Annotated in this window: 10 protein-coding genes and 1 pseudogene; all 11 read right to left on the bottom strand. The window is 67.5% G+C overall.

What is annotated here, in order from left to right:
* Positions 1 to 4 precede the first annotated feature (4 nt).
* The 11 genes and pseudogenes from H9658_RS20445 to H9658_RS20495 all read right to left on the bottom strand — a co-directional run bounded on the left by H9658_RS20445 (position 5) and on the right by H9658_RS20495 (position 19,816).
* Positions 5 to 1,081 carry a protein-glutamate methylesterase/protein-glutamine glutaminase gene (locus H9658_RS20445; protein ID WP_179564440.1) on the bottom strand — a complete coding sequence of 359 codons (1,077 nt, stop codon included), beginning with the start codon at positions 1,079 to 1,081 and terminating at the stop codon, positions 5 to 7.
* Positions 1,078 to 1,680, bottom strand: coding sequence for a chemoreceptor glutamine deamidase CheD (gene cheD, locus H9658_RS20450; RefSeq protein WP_225210148.1), 603 nt, complete (start codon positions 1,678 to 1,680; stop codon positions 1,078 to 1,080). Before cheD ends, H9658_RS20445 begins: the two co-directional genes overlap by 4 nt.
* Positions 1,677 to 2,543 carry a CheR family methyltransferase gene (locus H9658_RS20455; protein ID WP_179564442.1) on the bottom strand — a complete coding sequence of 289 codons (867 nt, stop codon included), beginning with the start codon at positions 2,541 to 2,543 and terminating at the stop codon, positions 1,677 to 1,679. Before H9658_RS20455 ends, cheD begins: the two co-directional genes overlap by 4 nt.
* Before the next feature lie 97 nt (positions 2,544 to 2,640).
* Positions 2,641 to 4,902 (bottom strand): methyl-accepting chemotaxis protein, encoded by a 2,262-nt coding sequence (locus H9658_RS20460; protein WP_191826746.1) that lies wholly within the window; start codon positions 4,900 to 4,902, stop codon positions 2,641 to 2,643.
* Positions 4,903 to 4,954: 52 nt separating this feature from the next.
* Entirely contained in the window at positions 4,955 to 5,524 is a 570-nt protein-coding gene (locus H9658_RS20465) for an MCP four helix bundle domain-containing protein (RefSeq protein ID WP_191826747.1), read from the bottom strand.
* Positions 5,525 to 5,690: 166 nt separating this feature from the next.
* Positions 5,691 to 7,931, bottom strand: a complete 2,241-nt coding sequence (locus H9658_RS20470; RefSeq protein WP_318241498.1) for a methyl-accepting chemotaxis protein — start codon at positions 7,929 to 7,931, stop codon at positions 5,691 to 5,693.
* 667 nt (positions 7,932 to 8,598) lie between these two features.
* On the bottom strand, positions 8,599 to 10,842 hold the full coding sequence (locus tag H9658_RS20475; RefSeq protein ID WP_191826749.1) for a methyl-accepting chemotaxis protein: 2,244 nt from the start codon (positions 10,840 to 10,842) through the stop codon (positions 8,599 to 8,601).
* Positions 10,843 to 11,180: 338 nt separating this feature from the next.
* Positions 11,181 to 13,556 (bottom strand): methyl-accepting chemotaxis protein, encoded by a 2,376-nt coding sequence (locus H9658_RS20480; protein WP_191826750.1) that lies wholly within the window; start codon positions 13,554 to 13,556, stop codon positions 11,181 to 11,183.
* 19 nt (positions 13,557 to 13,575) lie between these two features.
* Positions 13,576 to 14,343 carry a transporter gene (locus H9658_RS20485; protein ID WP_191826751.1) on the bottom strand — a complete coding sequence of 256 codons (768 nt, stop codon included), beginning with the start codon at positions 14,341 to 14,343 and terminating at the stop codon, positions 13,576 to 13,578.
* Between the two features lie 404 nt (positions 14,344 to 14,747).
* A pseudogene (locus H9658_RS23220) lies at positions 14,748 to 17,408 on the bottom strand (methyl-accepting chemotaxis protein).
* Positions 17,409 to 17,605: 197 nt separating this feature from the next.
* A complete protein-coding gene (locus H9658_RS20495; protein ID WP_191826752.1) occupies positions 17,606 to 19,816 on the bottom strand; it encodes a methyl-accepting chemotaxis protein in 2,211 nt (736 codons plus the stop codon).
* Positions 19,817 to 19,988: the final 172 nt, after the last annotated feature.

Consider the following 19,988-nt stretch of genomic DNA (forward strand, 5'->3'; position numbering starts at 1 on the left):
GGGGCTAGCGGGCCTGGTTGGACAAGGCGATCAGGCGTTCGGCGATCCGGTCCAGCGGCAACACCTCCTGCGCGGCGCCGAGCCGGAATGCGGTGCCGGGCATGCCCCAGACCACGCTGGTGGCTTCGTCCTGGACCAGGGTGCTGGCGCCGGCCTGCAGCATTTCCAGCAGGCCGCGTGCGCCGTCGTCGCCCATGCCGGTCAACACCGCGCCGATCGCGTTGGCGCCGGCGTTGCGCGCCACCGACTGGAACAGCACGTCCACCGCCGGCTTGTGCCGGTTGACCGGCGGGCCGTCGTCGATCTTGCAACGCCAGCGGGCGCCGTCGCGGACCACCTGCAGGTGCTTGCCGCCGGGCGGCAGGTAGGCGTGGCCGGGCAGGATCGCTTCGCCTTCGCTGGCCTCGCGTACCGCCATCGCCGAATGCCGGTTGAGACGGTCGGCGAAGGCGGTGCTGAAGCCGGCCGGCAGGTGCTGGGTCATCACCACCGCCGGCGCATCGGCCGGCATGCCTTCCAGGACCACGCGCAGCGCTTCGGTGCCGCCGGCGGAGGCGCCGATCGCGATCAGCCGGTCGGTAGTGCGGAATTTCAGCGTGGACACGGCGCTCGGCGTGATCACCGCGTTGCCGGCGGGCCGCGGCGCGGCCGGGCGGTCGAGCGCGCGGACCTTGGCCTTGGCTGCGGCCTTGACCTTGCCGACGATTTCCTCGGCGTATTCCTCCAGGCCGCGGGCCACGTCGAGCTTGGGCTTGGAGATGAAATCGACCGCGCCCAGCGCCAGCGCCTGCAGCGTGGTGTCGGCGCCGCGCTCGGTCAGCGAGGAGATCATCACCACCGGCGTGGGCCGCAGCCGCATCAGGTTTTCCAGGAACGCCAGGCCGTCCATGCGCGGCATTTCCACGTCCAGGGTGATCACGTCCGGATTGAGCCGCTTGATCTTCTCGCGGGCCAGGATCGGATCGGCGGCCGAGCCGACCACTTCGATGCCGGGCGCGCGCGACAGGATCTCGGTCAGCATTTGCCGCACGACCGCGGAGTCGTCGACGATCAGCACGCGGCAGGGGATTTCTGACGTCATTCGAACAACTCCACGGCGCCGGTGACGGGCGCTTTGGCGAGGCGGGCACGCACCGCCGATTCGGCGGCGGCGATTTCGGCTTCTTCGTGCGCATGCGGCAGGCGCTGCACGACCACGCGGCCGGTGCCGGGGAAGAACCAGATCTTGCGCGGATGGATGCCGCGCAGGTCCTCGGCCACCACCGGAATCTGCTCGGCTTTCAGGTAGTTCAGCACGAACTCGGCGTTGCGGGTGCCGACCGGGTTGTTGGTGAAACCCTTGAGCACGTTGCCGCCGCCGAACACCTTGGCTTCCAGGCGGCTGCGGCTGGCGCCGCGCTTGAGCAGGTCGTTGATCAGCACTTCCATCGCATAGCTGCCGTAGCGCGCCGGTGCGCCGTCGCCGGCCTGGCCGTCGGGCAGCATGAAGTGGTTCATGCCGCCGATCTTCAGCAGCGGGTCGCGGATGCAGGCGGCCACGCAGGAGCCGAGGATGGTGGTCAGCGCGGTGTCGTCGTCCACGACCAGATACTGGGTCGGCAACAGCTTGGCCGCCATGGTCTGGAAGCGGGTGTCGTGGTAGCGCATCACCTGATCCGCGACCATCGTGGCGGCTCTCATGCGCGTGCCTTGGCGGCGCGCCGGTACAGCGTGCGGCCGCAGGGCTGGATCAGGTCGGCCGCATGCAGGTAGTTTTCCGAATGGCCGGTGTAGAGCATGCCTTCGTCGTCCAGATGCGGGATCAGCCGCGACAGGATGCCACGTTGGGTGGGCTTGTCGAAATAAATCATCACGTTGCGGCAGAACAGCGCCAGGTACGGGCCGCTGACGTCGTAGCGCGGCTCCAGCAGGTTCAATTGGCGGAACTCGAGCAGCTCGCGCAGGGCCGGCACCACCCGGCACTGGCCCTCGTTGGCGCCGCTGCCGCGCTGGAAGTACTTGCGCTTGAGTGCCGGGTCCAGGCTGGAGATGCGATCGACCGCATACACGCCGCGCGAGGCGGTCGCCAGCACCTGGGTGTCCACGTCGGTGGCCAGGATCCGCACCGGCGGGGTCAGCGTGCCGAACGCCTCGCAGGCGGTGATCGCCAGCGAATACGGCTCCTCGCCGGTGGAGGCGGCGCACGACCAGATCTTCACCGGCGCCGAGGCGGCGTGCTTCTGCAGCTCTTCGCGCAGGCGCTCGAAGTGGTGCGGCTCGCGGAAGAACGAGGTCAGGTTGGTGGTCAGCGCGTTGGTGAACGCCTCCCACTCGTCGCCGCCGTCGCGCTCCAGCCAGTCCAGGTACTCGCGGAACGAGCGCAGGCCCAGCGTGCGCAGGCGCCGCGACAGCCGGCCGTAGACCATGTCGCGCTTGGCCGGGGCCAGCGCGATGCCCGCCTTCTGGTAGATCAGGTCGCAGACCCGCTTGAAATCGCGATCGCTGAATTCGAAGTCGCGGTTGTCGGAACCGGGGTGGGGCAGGGAAGACGTTGGAGTGGCCATGGCTCGCAGCGGTGATCGGTCTATCGGGTTATCGGCCGGCGCCGGGCGAAATTGACGCCGGAACAAGGCGCGGCCTGCGCCGCTGCCGCTGCCGCCTTCAGAACTCCTGCCACTGGTCTTCGGCGGCGGAGGCGCGTGCCGTGCCCGTCACGCTGCGGATGCGCGCGGGCGCACGCGGTGCGGTCGCCACCGCAGAGACCTTGGCGCGCACGGACGGCCTGGCTTTTGCGACAGGCGCGGCCTGCGGCGCCGGTGCGCTGGCCTGCGGGTCCAGCTTGAACTCGGCGACGGTGGCGCTGAGCTGGCCGGCCTGGGTCTGCAGCGTACGCGCCGCGGCGGTGGCTTCCTCGACCAGCGCGGCGTTCTGCTGGGTGGCCTCGTCCATCTGGGTGACGGTCTGGTTGACCTGCTCGATGCCCAGCGACTGCTCCTGCGAGGCGGCGGAGATCTCGCCCATGATGTCGGTGACGCGCTGCACCGAGGACACGATCTCGGCCATGGTCTGTCCGGCGCGATCGACCAGCGTCGAGCCTTCGGCGACGCGGGTCACCGAGTCGTCGATCAGGCCCTTGATCTCCTTGGCCGCGCCGGCCGAGCGCTGGGCCAGCGTCCGTACCTCGCTGGCGACCACCGCGAAGCCGCGGCCCTGCTCGCCGGCGCGCGCCGCTTCGACCGCGGCGTTGAGCGCCAGGATATTGGTCTGGAAGGCGATGCCGTCGATGACGCTGATGATGTCGGCGATCTTCTTCGACGAGGTCTCGATGCCGCTCATGGTGGCGACCACCTGGCCGACCACGTCGCCGCCCTGCGAGGCGACCGCGGCCGCACCGACCGCAAGCTGGTTGGCCTGGCGCGCGTGTTCGGCGTTCTGCTTGACGGTGGAGGTCAGTTCTTCCATCGAGGCGGCGGTCTCTTCCAGGCTGGCCGCCTGCTGCTCGGTGCGCCGCGACAGGTCGTCGTTGCCGGCGGCGATCTCCGACGAGGCGACGTTGATGCTGGCCGCTGCGCCCTGGATGCGGCCGACGATATCGGCCAACTGCTCGGCGGTGGCATTGGCGTCGTCGCGCATCTTGGCGAACACACCGTGGAACTCGCCATGCATGCGCACGCTCAGGTCGCCGGCGGCGATGGCCTGCAGCAGCTGCGACAGCTCGCCGAGGGTGCGGTCGCTGACCTCCATCATCGCGTTGAGGTTCTGCACCATCGCCCGGAAATCGTACTGGAAGCGCTCGGCGTCGCCGCGCGCGCTGAAGTCGCCGATCGCCGCGGCTTCGGCCAGTTGCTTGACCTGTACGTTCATCGCGGTCAGGTTGGCCTTGGCGGTGTCCATCGCCTCGGTCAGCACGGCTTTCTCGCCGGGCAGGCGCTCCATGTCCTCGGACAGGTCGCCGATCGCGTAGCGCTGGATGATCTGCACCAGGCGCAGCTTCACCGCCACGTGCGAGGCGACCAGATCGTTGGTGGCCTTGACCATGTGCCCGTAGTCGCCGGGGAAGGCGGTCGCGTCCATGCGATAGCTGATCGTGCCCTGTTCGTGGCGCTGCGCCATCAGGTTCTGCGCATCGATCACCTCGCGGATGCGGCTGCGCATGTCCAGCATGTCGCCCATCAGCTGGCCGACCTCGTCGTTGGAGCGCGCGCGCACGGCGCTGTCCAGTTCGCCGCGGGCGATGGCCTGCGACAGTTGCCGTGCCGCGTCGAGCTGGCGCGCGATGCCGCGCGAAATCATCCAGCCGACGCTGGCTGCGGCCGCGATGGCCAGTGCGAGCAGGCTCATGATCAGCAGCTTGGTGCGCGCCAGCTGCGCGTTGATCGTGTCCATTTCCTGGTTCAGCTGGGCGACGTTGTAGTCGGTCAGCGCCACGATCCGTTCGAACAGTTCGCGCCGCAGTGGCCGCGACTGCTTGTCGGAGATGGTCTGCGCCGCGGCGACGTCGCCGCCGCGCATCGCATCGCCCATCAGCGTGTTGGCCTGCAGGTAGGCGTCCAGTTTTTCCTTGACCCCGACATACATCTGCCGCTGCGTCTTTTCCAGCATCACCCGTTCGATGATGGCCTGGTTCTTGGCCACTTCCGTGCGCACCTTCTGCATGCGCTTGAAATAGTCGGCCATCGCTTCCGGGTCGTCGGCGCGCGCGATCTGCGCCAGCTCGTAGGTGCGGAACTCGCCGAGCTGCGCGCGGACTTCGGCCAGCGCCTGCGTGGCCGGCACCCAATCCAGCTCGATGCGCTTGAGCTCGGACATCGCCAATGTGGTACGCGAATAGGTGAACACGCCCAGGATCACGGTCAGCAGCGTGGTCAGGGCGAATGCGAAGATCAGCTTGTCGCGGATTTTCAGTTGCTTGAAGACGTTCATTGGCGTTTCCGTGCAGCGGATTGGGCGATGGCGAGGCAGTACCGCAGTGGGGCTAGCGGGCGACGTAGGCGGGCGCGTCGGCGTCCGCGTGCAGCGCGTGCGCGGCGTTGACCCGGCTCAGTTCCTCCAGGTCGGCGAACAAGGCGCGGCGCTGCGGCAGCGCCTGTTGCGTGGACAGCTGGCGGGCGCGTTCGCGATCGCCGGCATGCACCGCGCTGCTGATCTGCCGGTGCAGCTGCAGATAGGCATCCAGCTCCGCCTGGACCGTGGCGAAGCGGCGGCGTTCGTCGCCGCTCGGCGCGGTGGCGATGTACCGCGCCACCTGCGTGCGCGCGCCGCGCATCGAGCGTTCGATGCGCTGGTCGTAGTCGGCCACTTCCGCGGCATTGCCGGTCGCGGCGATCAGCGACAGCTGGTACAGACGCAATTCCGCGAGCTGCGCGCGCAGCTCGCGCAAGGCCATCGCCGACGGCGCTTGCCGGGTCTGCAACTGCAGCAGGTGCTGGCGCGAGTCGTCGAGGGTGCGGGTGCTCAGATGCGCCACCCCGATCACCGCGGCGCAGCCGAGCACGCACAGCAACGACGCGAGCAGGGACGATTTCAGATCGGTATAGCGCGGCATCTCAGGCTCCCGAAGCGGCGGCAATGGCGAGGTGGCTGCGGTGACCGCATTCACGCGTCGTTAATTCGATATCGACTGCGGGGACGGACGCTTGAGATCGCCCGTGCGCGGCACCGATGCAACTGTGATGCAAGTCCGATTGGATGGCCGGGCCGCGGCGCAGCGCTCAGAACTCCGCCCAGTCCGTTTCCGTCACCGCCGCGCGCTTGCCCGCCGCCTGGCGCGGGGCCGGTTTGGCCGCCGCCGGACGCGACGCCGCGCGTGCGGGCGCTGCGCGCACGGGCATGGCCGCAGCGGGGTTGCTGCCGCCGCCGGTGCCGAGCCGGAACACCGCTGCGGCCTCGCTCAGCCGGCGCGCCTCTTCTTCCAGCGCCCGCGCCGATGCGCTGGCTTCCTCGACCAGCGCGGCGTTCTGTTGCGTGGCCTCGTCCATCTGGGTCACGGTCTGGTTGACCTGTTCGATGCCGGCGTACTGCTCCTGCGAGGCGGCGGAGATCTCGCCCATGATGTCGGTGACGCGCTGCACCGAGGACACGATCTCGGTCATGGTCTGGCCGGCCTGGCGCACCAGCGCCGAGCCGTTGGACACCTGGCTGACCGAGTCGTCGATCAGGCTCTTGATTTCCTTGGCGGCGTTGGCCGAGCGCTGGGCGAGGGTACGCACCTCGCTGGCGACCACGGCGAAACCGCGGCCCTGTTCGCCGGCACGCGCCGCTTCCACCGCCGCATTCAAGGCCAGGATATTGGTCTGGAAGGCGATGCCGTCGATCACCGAGATGATGTCGGCGATCTTCTTGGAGGAGGTCTCGATGCCGCTCATCGTGGTGACGACCTGGCCGACCACGTCGCCGCCCTGCGAAGCGACCGCGGCGGCACCGACCGCAAGTTGGTTGGCCTGGCGGGCATGTTCGGCGTTCTGCTTGACCGTGGAGGTCAGCTCTTCCATCGAGGCGGCGGTTTCCTCCAGGCTGGCGGCCTGCTGCTCGGTACGGCGCGACAGGTCGTCGTTGCCGGTGGCGATCTCGCTCGAGGCACTGTTGATGCTCAAGGCGGCGGTCTGGATGCGGCCGACGATGGCGGCCAACTGCTCGGAGGTGGCGTTGGCGTCGTCGCGCATCCGGGCGAACACACCCTGGAATTCGCCGTGCATGCGTGCGGTCAGGTCGCCGGCGGCGATGGACTGCAGCAGCGTGGACAAGGACTGCAGGTTGCCGTCGGCGGTGGCCATCAGCTGGTTGAGGTTGTCGACCATGGCGCGGAAGTCGTACTGGAAGCGCTCGGCGTCGCCGCGCACGCTGAAGTCGCCGGCCGCTGCGGCAGTGGCCAACTGGCTGATCTCGCGATTCATCGCGGTCAGATTCTGCTTGACCGTGTCCATGGTCTCGGTCAGCACGGCCTTTTCGCCCGGCAGGCGATCCATGTCCTCGCTGAAGTCGCCGATCGCATAGCGGCCCATGATCTGCGCCAGGCGCATCTTCACCGCGATGTGCGAACCCGCCAGTTCGTTGCTGTCGTGCACCATGCGGCCGTATTGCCCCGGGAACGCCTTGGCATCCATGCGGTAGCTGATCTGGCCGGCATCGTGGCGTTGGGCCATCTCCGCCTGCGCTGCCAGCACCGACTGCAGTCGATCCTGCATTCTGGACATGGCAAACAAGAGCCGTCCTGTTTCGTCTTGTGCATGGGTATGCACATCGTTTTCCAGCTCGCCATTGGCGATGGCTTCTGCGGCACGTGTGGCGCGTTCCAGCGGCATGGTCAGGCTACGCGTGATCAACAACGCAAATAGACTGCTGATCAGAAACACGGCCCCGGCTCCGATCATCAACTGGGTTCTGCCGCGGCTCATCGACGCGATGGCTTGCTTGTAGGCGTCGTTACTTTGCGCGCGTTGCCTTGCGCCGAAACTGCGGATCTGTTCCTGCCACGCCAGCGTCGCTGGGCCTGCCTTGTCGTTCAACATGGCCTGGGCGGCCGCATTCTCGTTGCGTGCGCTCAAGGCCATTACCGCGTCGTTGATCTTTCCGGCAATCGTGCGCTTAACGTCCATCTCGGCGCGGATTTTGCGTCCAGCCTCGGTGCTGGACAGGCCGTCCAGTTTGCCGCGAAGTGCGCTGTAGCGCTCGCGCTGTTGCTTGATTGCGGCAACCGCCTTGCTCTTGAGTGCTGGCTCGGAAGCGGTCGAGTAGGTGCCGAGCGCGACAAGAATGGAGGAGTTGGCATCGAGCATCTGGTTGCTGATGTCGATCTTCTCCATTCTGTCCAGCACGATGACATCCAGCTGTTCGCGTGCGTTGGACATGGCATTGACGCCGATCGCCACCAAGAAAAAGGAAAGCAGGATGAGGACGCCGAAAGCGGTAATGAGCCGGGGGCCGACATTGAAGCGTTGCAGGACATTGTTCACGAAGGGTTCTCCAATGACGGATTGATTCCGGCTGTGCCGTAGGCCGACCGAGGACGTTTTCTGTACAGATTCACGTTGATGAAAATTCGGCATGGCAGCGGGAGCCTCGGCAGCGGAGAACCGCCTCCAGGACGTTTTCTAGACCATGGGCGCGCAGTTCGTTGGATACGCGCTCTTCCATCGGCAGCCGGCCGTGTCGATGCGACATCCAAAAACTTTAGTAGTATTTTTTAGACAAAATCCCGTAGTGAGACTTTTAGCGGCATTTTCTGGATTGACTTTAGGGTGCGAACGAAAAAATGTGCGACTCAAGATGCCGATCCCAAAAGCGCCGGAGTTTTGACACGATTTTTTGCCGCTTATGAGAACGATTCCCATGCGGCGCGGCCGCTGCCGCGATGCCTGCAGCACATTCAGGCATGGCCTGCTCGGGCTTGGATGGTTGCCATGAAGCGCCGATCCAGTGGGGATTGCGGCTGCCAGTAGCGAAGGTTCGTGGTGCGGAAATCGAAAAGCCCGAGTCCGCGACTCGGGCCTGCCGGTCATGCGATGTCGACACTGCCGGTACAGTTGCCGAAGTCGTGGTCGTTGCGCAGGGCGGGCGTGGTTCTGTAGGCCAGCCAAGGCTGCAGCCGCATTGCCGTCGCCGGCAACGCGGCCGCAGGACTCAGAACTCCTGCCAGCTGGCGTCGCCGCCCCCTCCGGCCGCGCGCTTGGGCGCATTGCGCACCGCACGCGTCGCAGCGGCGACCTGTGCCTTGACCACGGCGGCCACCTCCGGCGCGCTGACCGTGGGGCGGCGGCGCGCTGCCGCGGGAGCGTCGTCGATCTTGAACACGGCCACCGCTTCGGTGAGCTGTCCGGCCTGTTCCTCCATCGAGCGCGCCGCGGCGGTGGCTTCCTCCACCAGCGCGGCGTTCTGCTGGGTGGTTTCGTCCATCTGGGTGACGGTCTGGTTGACCTGCTCGATGCCGGCGTACTGCTCCTGCGAGGCGGCGGAGATCTCCCCCATGATGTCGGTGACGCGTTTCACCGAGGACACGATCTCCTGCATGGTCCTGCCGGCCTGGTCGACCAGTACCGAGCCCTCGGCGACGCGGGCCACCGAGTCGTCGATCAGGCCCTTGATTTCCTTGGCCGCGCCGGCCGAGCGCTGGGCGAGGGTGCGCACTTCGCTGGCGACCACGGCGAAACCGCGACCCTGGTCGCCGGCGCGCGCGGCCTCCACCGCGGCATTGAGCGCGAGGATGTTGGTCTGGAAGGCGATGCCGTCGATCACCGAAATGATGTCGGCGATCTTCTTCGACGAGGCTTCGATGCCGCTCATCGTGCTCACCACCTGGCCGACCACGTCGCCGCCCTGGGTGGCGACGCCTGCCGCGCCGACCGCGAGCTGGTTGGCCTGGCGTGCGTGCTCGGCGTTCTGCTTGACCGTGGAGGTCAGTTCTTCCATCGACGCAGCGGTTTCTTCCAGACTGGCCGCCTGCTGTTCGGTGCGCCGCGACAGGTCGTCGTTGCCGGCGGCGATCTCGGTGGCGGCGGCATTGATGCTGACCGCCGCGGTCTGGATGCGGCCGACGATGCCGGTCAACTGATCGGCGGTGGCGTTGGCGTCGTCGCGCATCCGCGCGAACACGCCATGGAACTCGCCGTGCATGCGCGCGGTCAGGTCGCCGGCGGCGATCGACTGCAGCAGCGCGGAGAGCTTGCCGAGGTTGCGGTCGCTGACTTCCATCATGGCGTTGAGGCCTTCCACCATCAGGCGGAAGTCGTGTTGGAAGTGCTGCGCATCGCCGCGGGCGCTGAAGTCGCCGGCGGCGGCGGCCGCGGCCAGGCGCTTGATCTCGGTATTGATCGCCAGCAGGCTGGCCTTGGCCGCATCCATCGATTCGTGCAGCACCGCGCGGCTGCCGGGCAAGCGCCGCGCGTCGCGGCGCAGGTCGCCATTGGCGTATTCGTTGAGCACCGCGATCGCATCGACGATCGCGTCCAGGTGCTCGAACATCATGGTGTTGATGCCCTTGCTCAGGTCGCCGTACACGCCGGGGAAATCCAGCGGCATGCGATGGGTCATGTCCTTGTCGGCATGCAGTTCGATCATCAGCGCGGTCTCGCTGGAGAAGCGCTGCAGCTGCGTCTGCATCTTGTCCATCGCGTTGAGCAGGCGGCCGGGCTCGTCGCGGGCCTGGGTACTGACGTCGTTGTCCAGGCGGCCGTTGGCGATCGCCTCGGCGGCGCGGGTGGCGCGGTTCAGCGGCTGGGTCAGGCTGCGGGTGATCGCCCAGGCCAGCAGGCTGCTGACGATCAGTACCGCCACGCCGCCGGCGATCAGCATGTTGCGACCGCTGGCGATCGCCTGCGTCGCCTCAGCATAGGCCGTCTGCAGCTGTTCGTCCTGCAGGTCCACGTTCTCGCGGATCTTCGCATTCCAGGCGAGGGTGGCCGGGCGCGAGTGTTCGCTCAGCGCAGTTTGCGCTTCCGCATTGCGGTTGGAGGTGGCGAGCGCGATGACTTCGTCGTTCATGGTGCGGGCGGTGGCGCGTGCGGCGTCGATCTCGGCGCGAAGCACCTTGCCTTTCTCGCTCGGCGGAAACGCGTCCAGTTGCTTGCGCAAATCCGCATAGCGCTGGCGCTGCTTCTTGATCTCGGCCAGCGCCTGCTGGTTGAGTTCCTCGCTGGTGACCATGGACAGGGTGCCCAGTGCGACCAGGATGTTGCTGTTGGCGTCGAGCATGCCGTTGCCGATCCGGGCCTTCTCGACATTGACCTTGACGATGTTGTCGAGCTCTTTGTGGGCGCGTGACATGGACAGCAGACCCGCGGCGACCAGCAGGCAGGACAGCAGGATCAGAAGACCGAAGGCGCCGCCGAGGCGGCGGCCGACGTTGTAGCGTTGCAGGAACGAATTCATGGCTGACCTCTTTGGATTACCGAAGGTTGGCTGTCGCGATTCGATTGGCGACGCCCAATGGGCGGTGCCGAAAGAAACCTTGAGCGGCGAGACGTGGCGGTAAGCAAATGGAGCGAGAATTCAACTGTTTCGTTGTACTGCTGTGCAGCTGCCGTGCCGTCGCCTCAAGGCTCTATCGGCACGGAAGCCGGGGTGCTGCATGAAACATTAGGCGTAAGGCGATTCCCGACCTCGGGTGCGTGCGCTCCCTACGCCTGGGAGGCGCGCCATTGCGCCGCGTCGTGCATGTCGCGTCGGTACCGAAGGCCAGCCGGACGAACTGTCCGCCTGGCCCTCGGTCAGAACTCCTGCCAATCCGTCTCGGCCGCGGTACTGGCGGCGGCGCGGTTGCCGGGGATCGCGCGCATGGCGGGCTTGCGCGCGCCGCTCGCCGGCTGAGGCCGCTTCGCCTGCGTCTGCGCCGCAGCCACGGGGCGGCTCGGTAGCGCCGTGCCCGGCGCGCTGCCGTCGAGCCTGAAGATCGCGACGACCTCGCTGAGCTGGCCGGCCTGTTCTTCCATCGCGCGCGCCGCGGCCGTGGCTTCCTCGACCAGCGCGGCGTTCTGCTGGGTGGCCTCGTCCATCTGGGTGACGGTGTGGTTGACCTGCTCGATGCCCGCCGACTGTTCCTGCGAGGCGGCGGAGATCTCGCCCATGATGTCGGTGACGCGCTGCACCGAGGATACGATCTCGGCCATGGTCTGGCCGGCGCGATCGACCAGTGCCGAGCCTTCGGCGACGCGGGTCACCGAGTCGTCGATCAGGCCCTTGATCTCCTTGGCGGCGTTGGCCGAGCGCTGCGCCAGCGTGCGCACCTCGCTGGCGACGACCGCGAAGCCGCGGCCCTGTTCGCCCGCACGCGCCGCTTCCACCGCGGCGTTGAGCGCCAGGATATTGGTCTGGAAGGCGATGCCGTCGATCACCGAAATGATGTCGGCGATCTTCTTGGAGGAGATCTCGATGCCACTCATCGTGGTCACCACCTGGCTGACCACGGCGCCGCCCTGCGAGGCGACGGAGGCGGCGCCGACCGCGAGCTGGTTGGCCTGACGCGCGTGTTCGGCGTTCTGCTTGACCGTGGAGGTCAGCTCTTCCATCGAGGCGGCGGTCTCTTCCAGGCTGGCCGCCTGCTGCTCGGTGCGGCGCGACAGGTCGTCGTTGCCGGCAGCGATCTCGCTGGCCGCGGTGTTGATGTTGCCGGCGGCCTGCTGGATGCGGCCGACGATGCCGGCGAGCCGTTCGGCGGTGGCGTTGGCATCGTCGCGCATGGTCGCGAACACGCCGTCGAACTCGCCGTGCATGCGCGCGCTCAGGTCGCCGTCGGCCAGTGCGCTGAGCAGGCGCGACACTTCGGCGATGCTGCCCGCATTGGCGTCGAGCAGGCCGTTGAGCTGCTGCGCCAGCAACAGGAAGAAGCCCTGCTTGCCGTCGCTGTCGATGCGTCTGGACAGGTCGCCGGCCGCGGCGCTGCGCACCACCTCGGCCACCTCCACTTCGACCCTGGCTTCGGCGGTGCGGTCGCGCCATTCGCAGACGAAGCCGACGTGGGCGCCGACCTCGTTGCGGATCGCGGAGACCTCCTGGGCGATGCAGGCTTCGCGGTAGCGCACCTCGCGCTGCGCGACGCCCTGGCGGTCGAGTTGCTGGTAGATCTCGGCGTCCTGCGAGTTGCCCACTTCCAGCAACGACACCGGCTGGCCGAGCAGGGGGCTGGAGCGCTGGAACGCCGGCGCGCAGGCGTGGATGTCGTCGGCGTAGGTGTCCAGCAGTTTCTGCAGCGCGCCGTTGGCGTAGACGATGGTCAGGTCGGGATCGGCGATGTACATGCCGGTCGAGGCGTTGTCCAGCGCGGTGCGGATGCGCAGGTTCTCGGCGGCGACGCTGCGCTCGCGTTCGATCCGCTCGCGCAGTTCGCGCTGCATCCGCGCCAGCGCCGCCATCAGGCTGTTGGCGTGCTTGGCGGCGACCGGAATCGGCTGGTCCAGGCGGCCCGCCGCGATGTGTTGGGCGGCGGCCATCGCCACGCTCGGCTCGCCGCCGAGCAGGCGCGAGACCGAGCGCAGGATCCAGCCGGCGGCCAGTCCCAGGCACAGGATCGCCAGCACCACCGCAGCGGACTGTTGCCAGGTCACGCGGTGGCTGTACTGCTCGGCCGCGCTGCGATTGGCCTCGTTCAGCGCCGCGATGCGGTCGCTGATCGAGCCCATGCGGGTTTCGAGCTGCTCGAACTTTTCGGTGAAGGCGGCGTAGGCGGCGGCGCTGTCCGCACCCGTTTCGACCAGGCCCACGACCTGGCTCGCCGCGTCGATGTAGCCCTGCAGCGCAGGCGTGACCGCGTCCAGTTCGCGACGCAGGGCCGGATCCAGCGGCAGCTTGCGGTTGTCGGCCAGGGCCTGGCGGAACTCCGCGGCGTGCTCGCCCAGCGAGGCGCGCGCGGCCTTGATGCCGGCATCGTCCTGGCGCGAGGCGGCCAGTAGCGCGGTGGTGACGTCGCCGCGCAACGCGTCGTGCATCATGTCCGCCTGCATGTGGTTGCGCAGCGCATCGGACGAGGTGACCTGTGCGGCGACCGCGCCGAGCAATCCTTGCTGGGCGCTGTAGCCGACGCCGCCCAGCGCCAGCAGTGCGAGCACCGCCACCAGCACCAGGATTGCGAGCATGTGCATGATCTTCATCGGTATCGCCTGGTTCGGTTCAAAAACGGAAAGACAAACCCGCGCCGAGCGCGTGATCCGGCGAACGATCGTTGAGGCCGTAGCTGTAGGCCACATCCAGTTGCACGTCGTTGCTCAGCAGCCAGGCCGAGCCGACGTCGAGCAGGGCGACGGTGCCGCCGTCGTCGCTTTTCGCGATCTGCGGCAGCGCCAGTTCGACGAACGAACGGCTGCGTTCGCTCCATGACTTGCCGAGCACCACGCCGAAGATGCCGGCCGCGTAGCGGTGGCCATCCTCGTTCTCGTCCCAGATCACGCCCGGCATCACCCCGGCGGAGAGGCTGTCGCTGAGCTCCCATTCGGCGACCAGGCGGAACGAAGGCCGCGCGCCGTTGCCGCGCAGGCGGCGCGCGCCGCTGGGCAGGTCCACGTGCAGCAACCACGCCAGCGAGGCGCCGCCGTCGTCGGACGCGGCCAGGTGATGCTTGACCCCGAGCGAGACGTCGGCGAAGCCGGAGATGTCGCCATCGCCGCCGGGCACGTCGTTGTGCTGCCAGCCGTCGGTTTCCAGGCGCAGTTCCCAGGTCGGGCCGAGCCCGTAGCGGAACAGGGTGGGCGTGGCGTAGCCGTCGACACCGTCGTCGCGCTCCCAGGCCACGCTGGTTTCCACTTGCAGGCGGCGATCGCCGACGGTGAGGCTGGATTCGACGAAGTCGGGGCGATCGGTGGCGATCGGCTCCTCTTCGGCGTGCGCGAGGCTGGCGATGCCGAACAAGGTCAGGCAGCTGGCAAGAACGATAGGTTTCATTGTGTTCCCCGTGAACGGTCGACCGTGAAACGCATGCGCCTGGCCGGGCTGTCCCGGACTGGCCGCATGGTCCGTTTGGACCGGCTGTCGCGTCCCCAAGACGCGGTCAGCCAAATGTCATACTGGCTAGCGGCCAGACGCGACGTATCTTTAAACATGTCCGACCGATGGCGCGCGGAGGTCATCGAAAGGACAACGCAGCGGCGGTTGGCGTGGCGTGCTTGTCGCACGTCACCCCAATCCTCTCTCCCACAGGGCTTTCCTTCGGTCGCCGGTGGGAGAGGGGTCCAGCCGATGGCGACGCGATGGAACGGCTGGCGACAAGCCATCCAACCAGGCACCGCCGCCCATGCCGTTCCGGCGCATACCCGCGGTGGTGCGGGTATGCGCCGAACCGCAACGGCTCAGAACTCGTGCCACTGCGTGTCGGCGGTGCTCGCCGGCTTGCCTGGCACCGCGCGCATCGGCACGTTGCTGCGCTTTGCCGGCGCGCGCTTGGCGTTCGTGCCTGACGCGGCGACCGCGAGGCCGGGCTTGGCCACGGCTGCCGGCGTGGAGACGGCGGCGTTGTCGAGCTTGAACACGGCCACGGCCGCAGTGAGCTGGCCGGCCTGTTCTTCCATCGCGCGCGCCGCGGCCGTGGCCTCCTCGACCAATGCGGCGTTCTGCTGCGTGGCCTCGTCCATCTGGGTGACGGTCTGGTTGACCTGCTCGATGCCGGCGTACTGCTCCTGCGAGGCGGCCGAGATCTCGCCCATGATGTCGGTGACGCGCTGCACCGAGGACACGATCTCCTGCATGGTCCTGCCGGCCTGATCGACCAGTGCCGAGCCCTCGCTGACGCGGGTCACCGATTCGTCGATCAGGCCCTTGATCTCCTTGGCCGCGCTCGCCGAGCGCTGGGCGAGGGTGCGCACTTCGCTGGCGACCACAGCGAAACCGCGGCCCTGTTCGCCGGCACGCGCCGCTTCCACCGCGGCGTTGAGCGCCAGGATGTTGGTCTGGAAGGCGATGCCGTCGATCACCGAGATGATGTCGGCGATCTTCTTCGACGAGATCTCGATGCCGTTCATCGTGGTCACCACCTGGCTGACCACGTCGCCACCCTGCGAGGCGACGGTGGCCGCACCGACGGCGAGTTGATTGGCCTGGCGTGCGTGCTCGGCGTTCTGCTTGACCGTGGAGGTCAGTTCTTCCATCGACGCGGCGGTTTCCTCCAGGCTGGCGGCCTGCTGCTCGGTGCGGCGCGACAGGTCGTCGTTGCCGGCGGCGATCTCGCTGGAGGCGCTGTTGATGCTCAGCGCGGCGGTCTGGATGCGGCCGACGATGGCAGCCAACTGCTCGGAGGTGGCGTTGGCGTCGTCGCGCATCCGGGCGAACACGCCCTGGAACTCGCCCTGCATGCGGGCGCTCAGGTCGCCGGCAGCGATGGCCTGCAGCAGCGTGGACAGCGCTTCCAGATTGCCATCGGCGGTGGCCATCAGCTGGTTGAGGCTGTCGACCATGGCGCGGAAGTCGTACTGGAAGCGCTCGGCATCGCCGCGCACGCTGAAGTCGCCGGCCGCGGCGGCAGAGGCGAGCTGGTTGATCTCGCGGTTCATCGCGGTCAGGTTCTGCTTGACCGTGTCCATGGTCTCGGTCAGCACGGCCTTCTCGCCAGGCAGGCGGTCCATGTCCTCGCTGAAGTCGCCGATCGCGTAGCGGCCCATGATCTGCGCCAGGCGCAGCTTCACCGCGATATGCGACGCGGCCAGCGCGTTGCTGTCGCGGACCATGCGCCCGTAATCGCCGGGGAAGGCGCTTTCGTCCATGCGGTAGCTGATCTAGCCGGCGTCGTGGCGCTGCGCCATTTCCTTCTGCGCATCGAGCACGGCACGCAGTTGTTCCTGCATCCGCTGCAACGAACCGAACAGGCGGCCCAGCTCGTCGTTGCGCTGGTAGTGGATGCGGCTGTCCAGGCGCCCGGCGGCGACGGCGCCGGACACCTCTACGGCGTTGGCCAGCGGGGTGACCACCAGGCGCCGCAGCAGGAGGTAGAGACCGGCGCTGAGCAGCAGCGCCGCGCACAGGCCGACCGCGACGATGGTCCACAGCAGCGAGCGCGCCTGGGCCATCAGCAGCCCGCGTGGCACCGCCACGCCCAGCGCGAAGCGCTCCTGCGCCTGGCCGATCTGCAGCGGCACGTAGACTTCGATATCGGTGGCGCCGGTCTGCGCATCGTCGACTTCGCGGGTCACGCTCTCGCCCTTGGCGATGGCGGCCAGCAAGGCGCGCGTGGCCGGGTCGTCCAGCTTCTTGCCCACCTTGGCCGGGTCGCGGTCGGCGATGATCGCGCCGCCTGGCGACAGCAGGCGCACATGGCCGGCGCCGAGCGGGCGCAGCTTGGACAGGCGTTCCTGCAGCTTGGCCAGGCCGAAGTCGGTGGTCACCACGCCCAGGAACTTGCCGTCCTCGAGCACCGGCGTGGTCAGCGTGGTCATCAGCACCTTGTTGCCGCCGATCTCGTACACGTAGGGTTCCACCACGGTCGGGCGGTGCTGCTGGCGCGCCTTCAGATACCAGTCGCCGGAGCCGGGCACCTCGTAGTCGCGCAGCGGTTCGCGCACCTGCTTGTCGCCCTGCCAGGCCCAATACACCATGTAGCGGCCGCTGGCGTCGTGGCCGTCGGCGTTGGCATAGGCCGTGTCCTTGCCATCGAACGCCTGCGGCTCCCACAGCGTGCCCAGGCCGGTCCAGTCGGGGTGCTGGCGCAATTCGCGCAGCACGATATCGCTGAACGTCTCGCGCACCTTGCCGTCCTGGTTGCGCTGCGCCAGCAGGCTGTTGGCGAACACCTGGTTGGAGACGAAGGCCGCGCCGATATCGTTGGAAATGCGCTGCGCTTCCAGGTAGGCGACATCGGTCATGCCGGCTTTGGCCGAGGTGAGCAGCGCATCGCTGCTGCGCACGTAGATGATCGCGGCGGTCACGCCGAAACACAGCACGGCGATCGCGGCCACGCCGAGCATCAGGCGGGTGGCGACGCTGGTGAAGCGGGGGGCTGGGGTCGGGCTCATGGCGTTCATCGCTGGCAGAAGTGGAGAAAAACGAAGCAACCGATCCGTTCGCCCGCGCTGTGGTGCCGCGTTTCTTGTTGGGTACGACGGTATCGGCACTATCCTGGGTCTGATTCCTTATCGGCACTGCGTCTCATAAATTGAATCGGCCGCAGCGAGCTGCGGCCGATCGGAACCTCATGCAGCGGTGGGAGCCGCCGCCGGACTCAGAACTCCTGCCATTCCGTTGCGGTCCCCACGGCGGCCAGGGCCCGCGGCCGCGGCGCCGGGCGCAGCGGCGAACGCGGGGCCGGCACGCTGCGCAGCCCGGGTCGGGCCGCGACGGCGTCGTTGGCGGCCTCGATCTTGAACACCGCCACGGCGCCGGTGAGCTGATTGGCCTGTTCTTCCATCGCCCGCGCCGCGGCACTTGCTTCCTCGACCAGGGCGGCATTCTGCTGGGTGGTCTCGTCCATCTGATTGACGGTCTGGTTGACCTGCTCGATGCCGGCGTACTGCTCCTGCGAGGCGGCGGAGATCTCGCCCATGATGTCGGTGACGCGCTGCACCGAGGACACGATCTCGCTCATGGTCTGGCCGGCCTGGCGCACCAGCGCCGAACCGTTGGACACCTGGCCGACCGAGTCGTCGATCAGGCTCTTGATTTCCTTGGCCGCGCCGGCCGAGCGCTGGGCCAGCGTCCGCACCTCGCTGGCGACCACGGCGAAGCCGCGGCCCTGTTCGCCGGCGCGCGCCGCTTCCACCGCGGCGTTGAGCGCGAGGATGTTGGTCTGGAAGGCGATGCCGTCGATCACCGAAATGATGTCGGCGATCTTCTTGGACGAGGCCTCGATGCCGTTCATGGTGGTCACCACCTGGCCGACCACGTCGCCGCCCTGCGCCGCGACCGAGGCCGCGCCGACCGCGAGCTGGTTGGCCTGGCGGGCATGTTCGGCGTTCTGCTTGACGGTGGAGGTCAGCTCTTCCATCGAGGCGGCGGTCTCTTCCAGGCTGGCGGCCTGCTGCTCGGTGCGGCGCGACAGGTCGTCGTTGCCGGCGGCGATCTCGCTGGCCGCCGCATTGATGCTGATCGCCGCGGTCTGGATGCCGCCGACGATGCTGGCCAGTTGCTCGGCGGTGGCGTTGGCGTCGTCGCGCATGGTCGCGAACACGCCGTTGAAGTCGCCGCTCATGCGGGCGGTCAGGTCGCCGGCGGCGATGGCGCGCAGCATTTGCGACAGCGCGTCGAGGTTGCCGTCGGCGGTGGCCATCAGCTGGTTGAGGCTGTCGATCATGGCGCGGAAGTCGTATTGGAAGCTTTCGGCGTCGCCGCGCACGCTGAAGTCGCCGGCCGCCGCGGCATCGGCAAGCTGGCCGATCTCGCGGTTCATCGCACCGAGGTTCTGCTTGACCGTGTCCATCGTCGTGGTCAGCACGGCCTTCTCGCCGGGCAGGCGGTCCATGTCCTCGCTGAGGTCGCCGATCGCATAGCGGCCCATGATCTGGATCAGGCGCATCTTCACCGCGATATGCGCAGCGACCAAGCCATTGCTGTCGCGGACCATGCGCCCGTAGTCGCCGGGGAAGACGCTCTCGTCCATGCGATAGCTGATCTGGCCGGCGTCGTGGCGCTGCGCCATTTCGGTCTGCGCGGCGAGCACGGCGCGCAACTGGTTTTGCATGCTGCTCATGCTGACCAGCAGGCGCCCGGTCTCGTCGCGCGATTGGGTATCGATGGTGTTGTCCAGCTTGCCCGAGGCGATGGCGTCGGCCACGTCGATCGCAAGGCCCAGACGCTTGACCAGCTGGCGGCGGATCACCAGGCCCATGCCCACGGCGACCAGGATCGCGACCAGGCTGCCGAGCAGCACCGACCACTTGCCCTGCGCGCGCACCGTTTCCAGCTGTTGGCTGCGCTTGACCAGCAACCCGCTTTCCTCGTCGGCGAATGCGCTCAGCAGTGGGCGGATCTTGTTCATCGCCTCGCGGTCGCGGCCTTCGCCGAACGCGGCCAGGACCTGTTGCTGGCTGTCGGGACGCTCGCGCAAGGCGATGACCTGCTGCTCGATCTGCACCAGCTCCTGGTATGCGGACTGCAATTGCGCCAGGCGCGCCTGTTGCCGCGGATTGTCCGCGGTCAGGCGCTTGGCCTCGGCGAAGCTCTTCTCGAAGCCGGCCTGGCCGAGTGCGAACGGCTGCAGGTAGTCCTTGTTGCCGGACAGCAGATAGCCACGGGTGCTGGTCTGCACGTTCAGGGTGTTGGCCTGCATCAGTTCGCCGGTAGCCAGCACCTTGAAGGTATGTTCGTTGATGGCGACGGCGTCGTTGAACTGGAACTGGCTGCGCAGGCTGATCGCGCCGACGATGAGCAGCACCAGCACGACGGCGCCGAAGCCGATGGCGAGTTGGGCCGACAGGGGCAGATTCTTGGTCTTCATCGATGGATCCCGGAGTTGAGGATGAAACGGGCTATGAAAGGGCGACAGCAGCGCGTCGGATGCCGATCACTGCATCCATGTCCTCTGTAACGGCGGATCTATCGTTAAATTCAATCGATTTCTTGATATCAATAGATAGTCAAAGCATATCGATATTTGGTTTATTGATGCA

Origin of the sequence: Xanthomonas bonasiae (assembly GCF_014836395.1) — a bacterium.
Taxonomy (GTDB): Bacteria; Pseudomonadota; Gammaproteobacteria; order Xanthomonadales; family Xanthomonadaceae; genus Xanthomonas_A; species Xanthomonas_A bonasiae.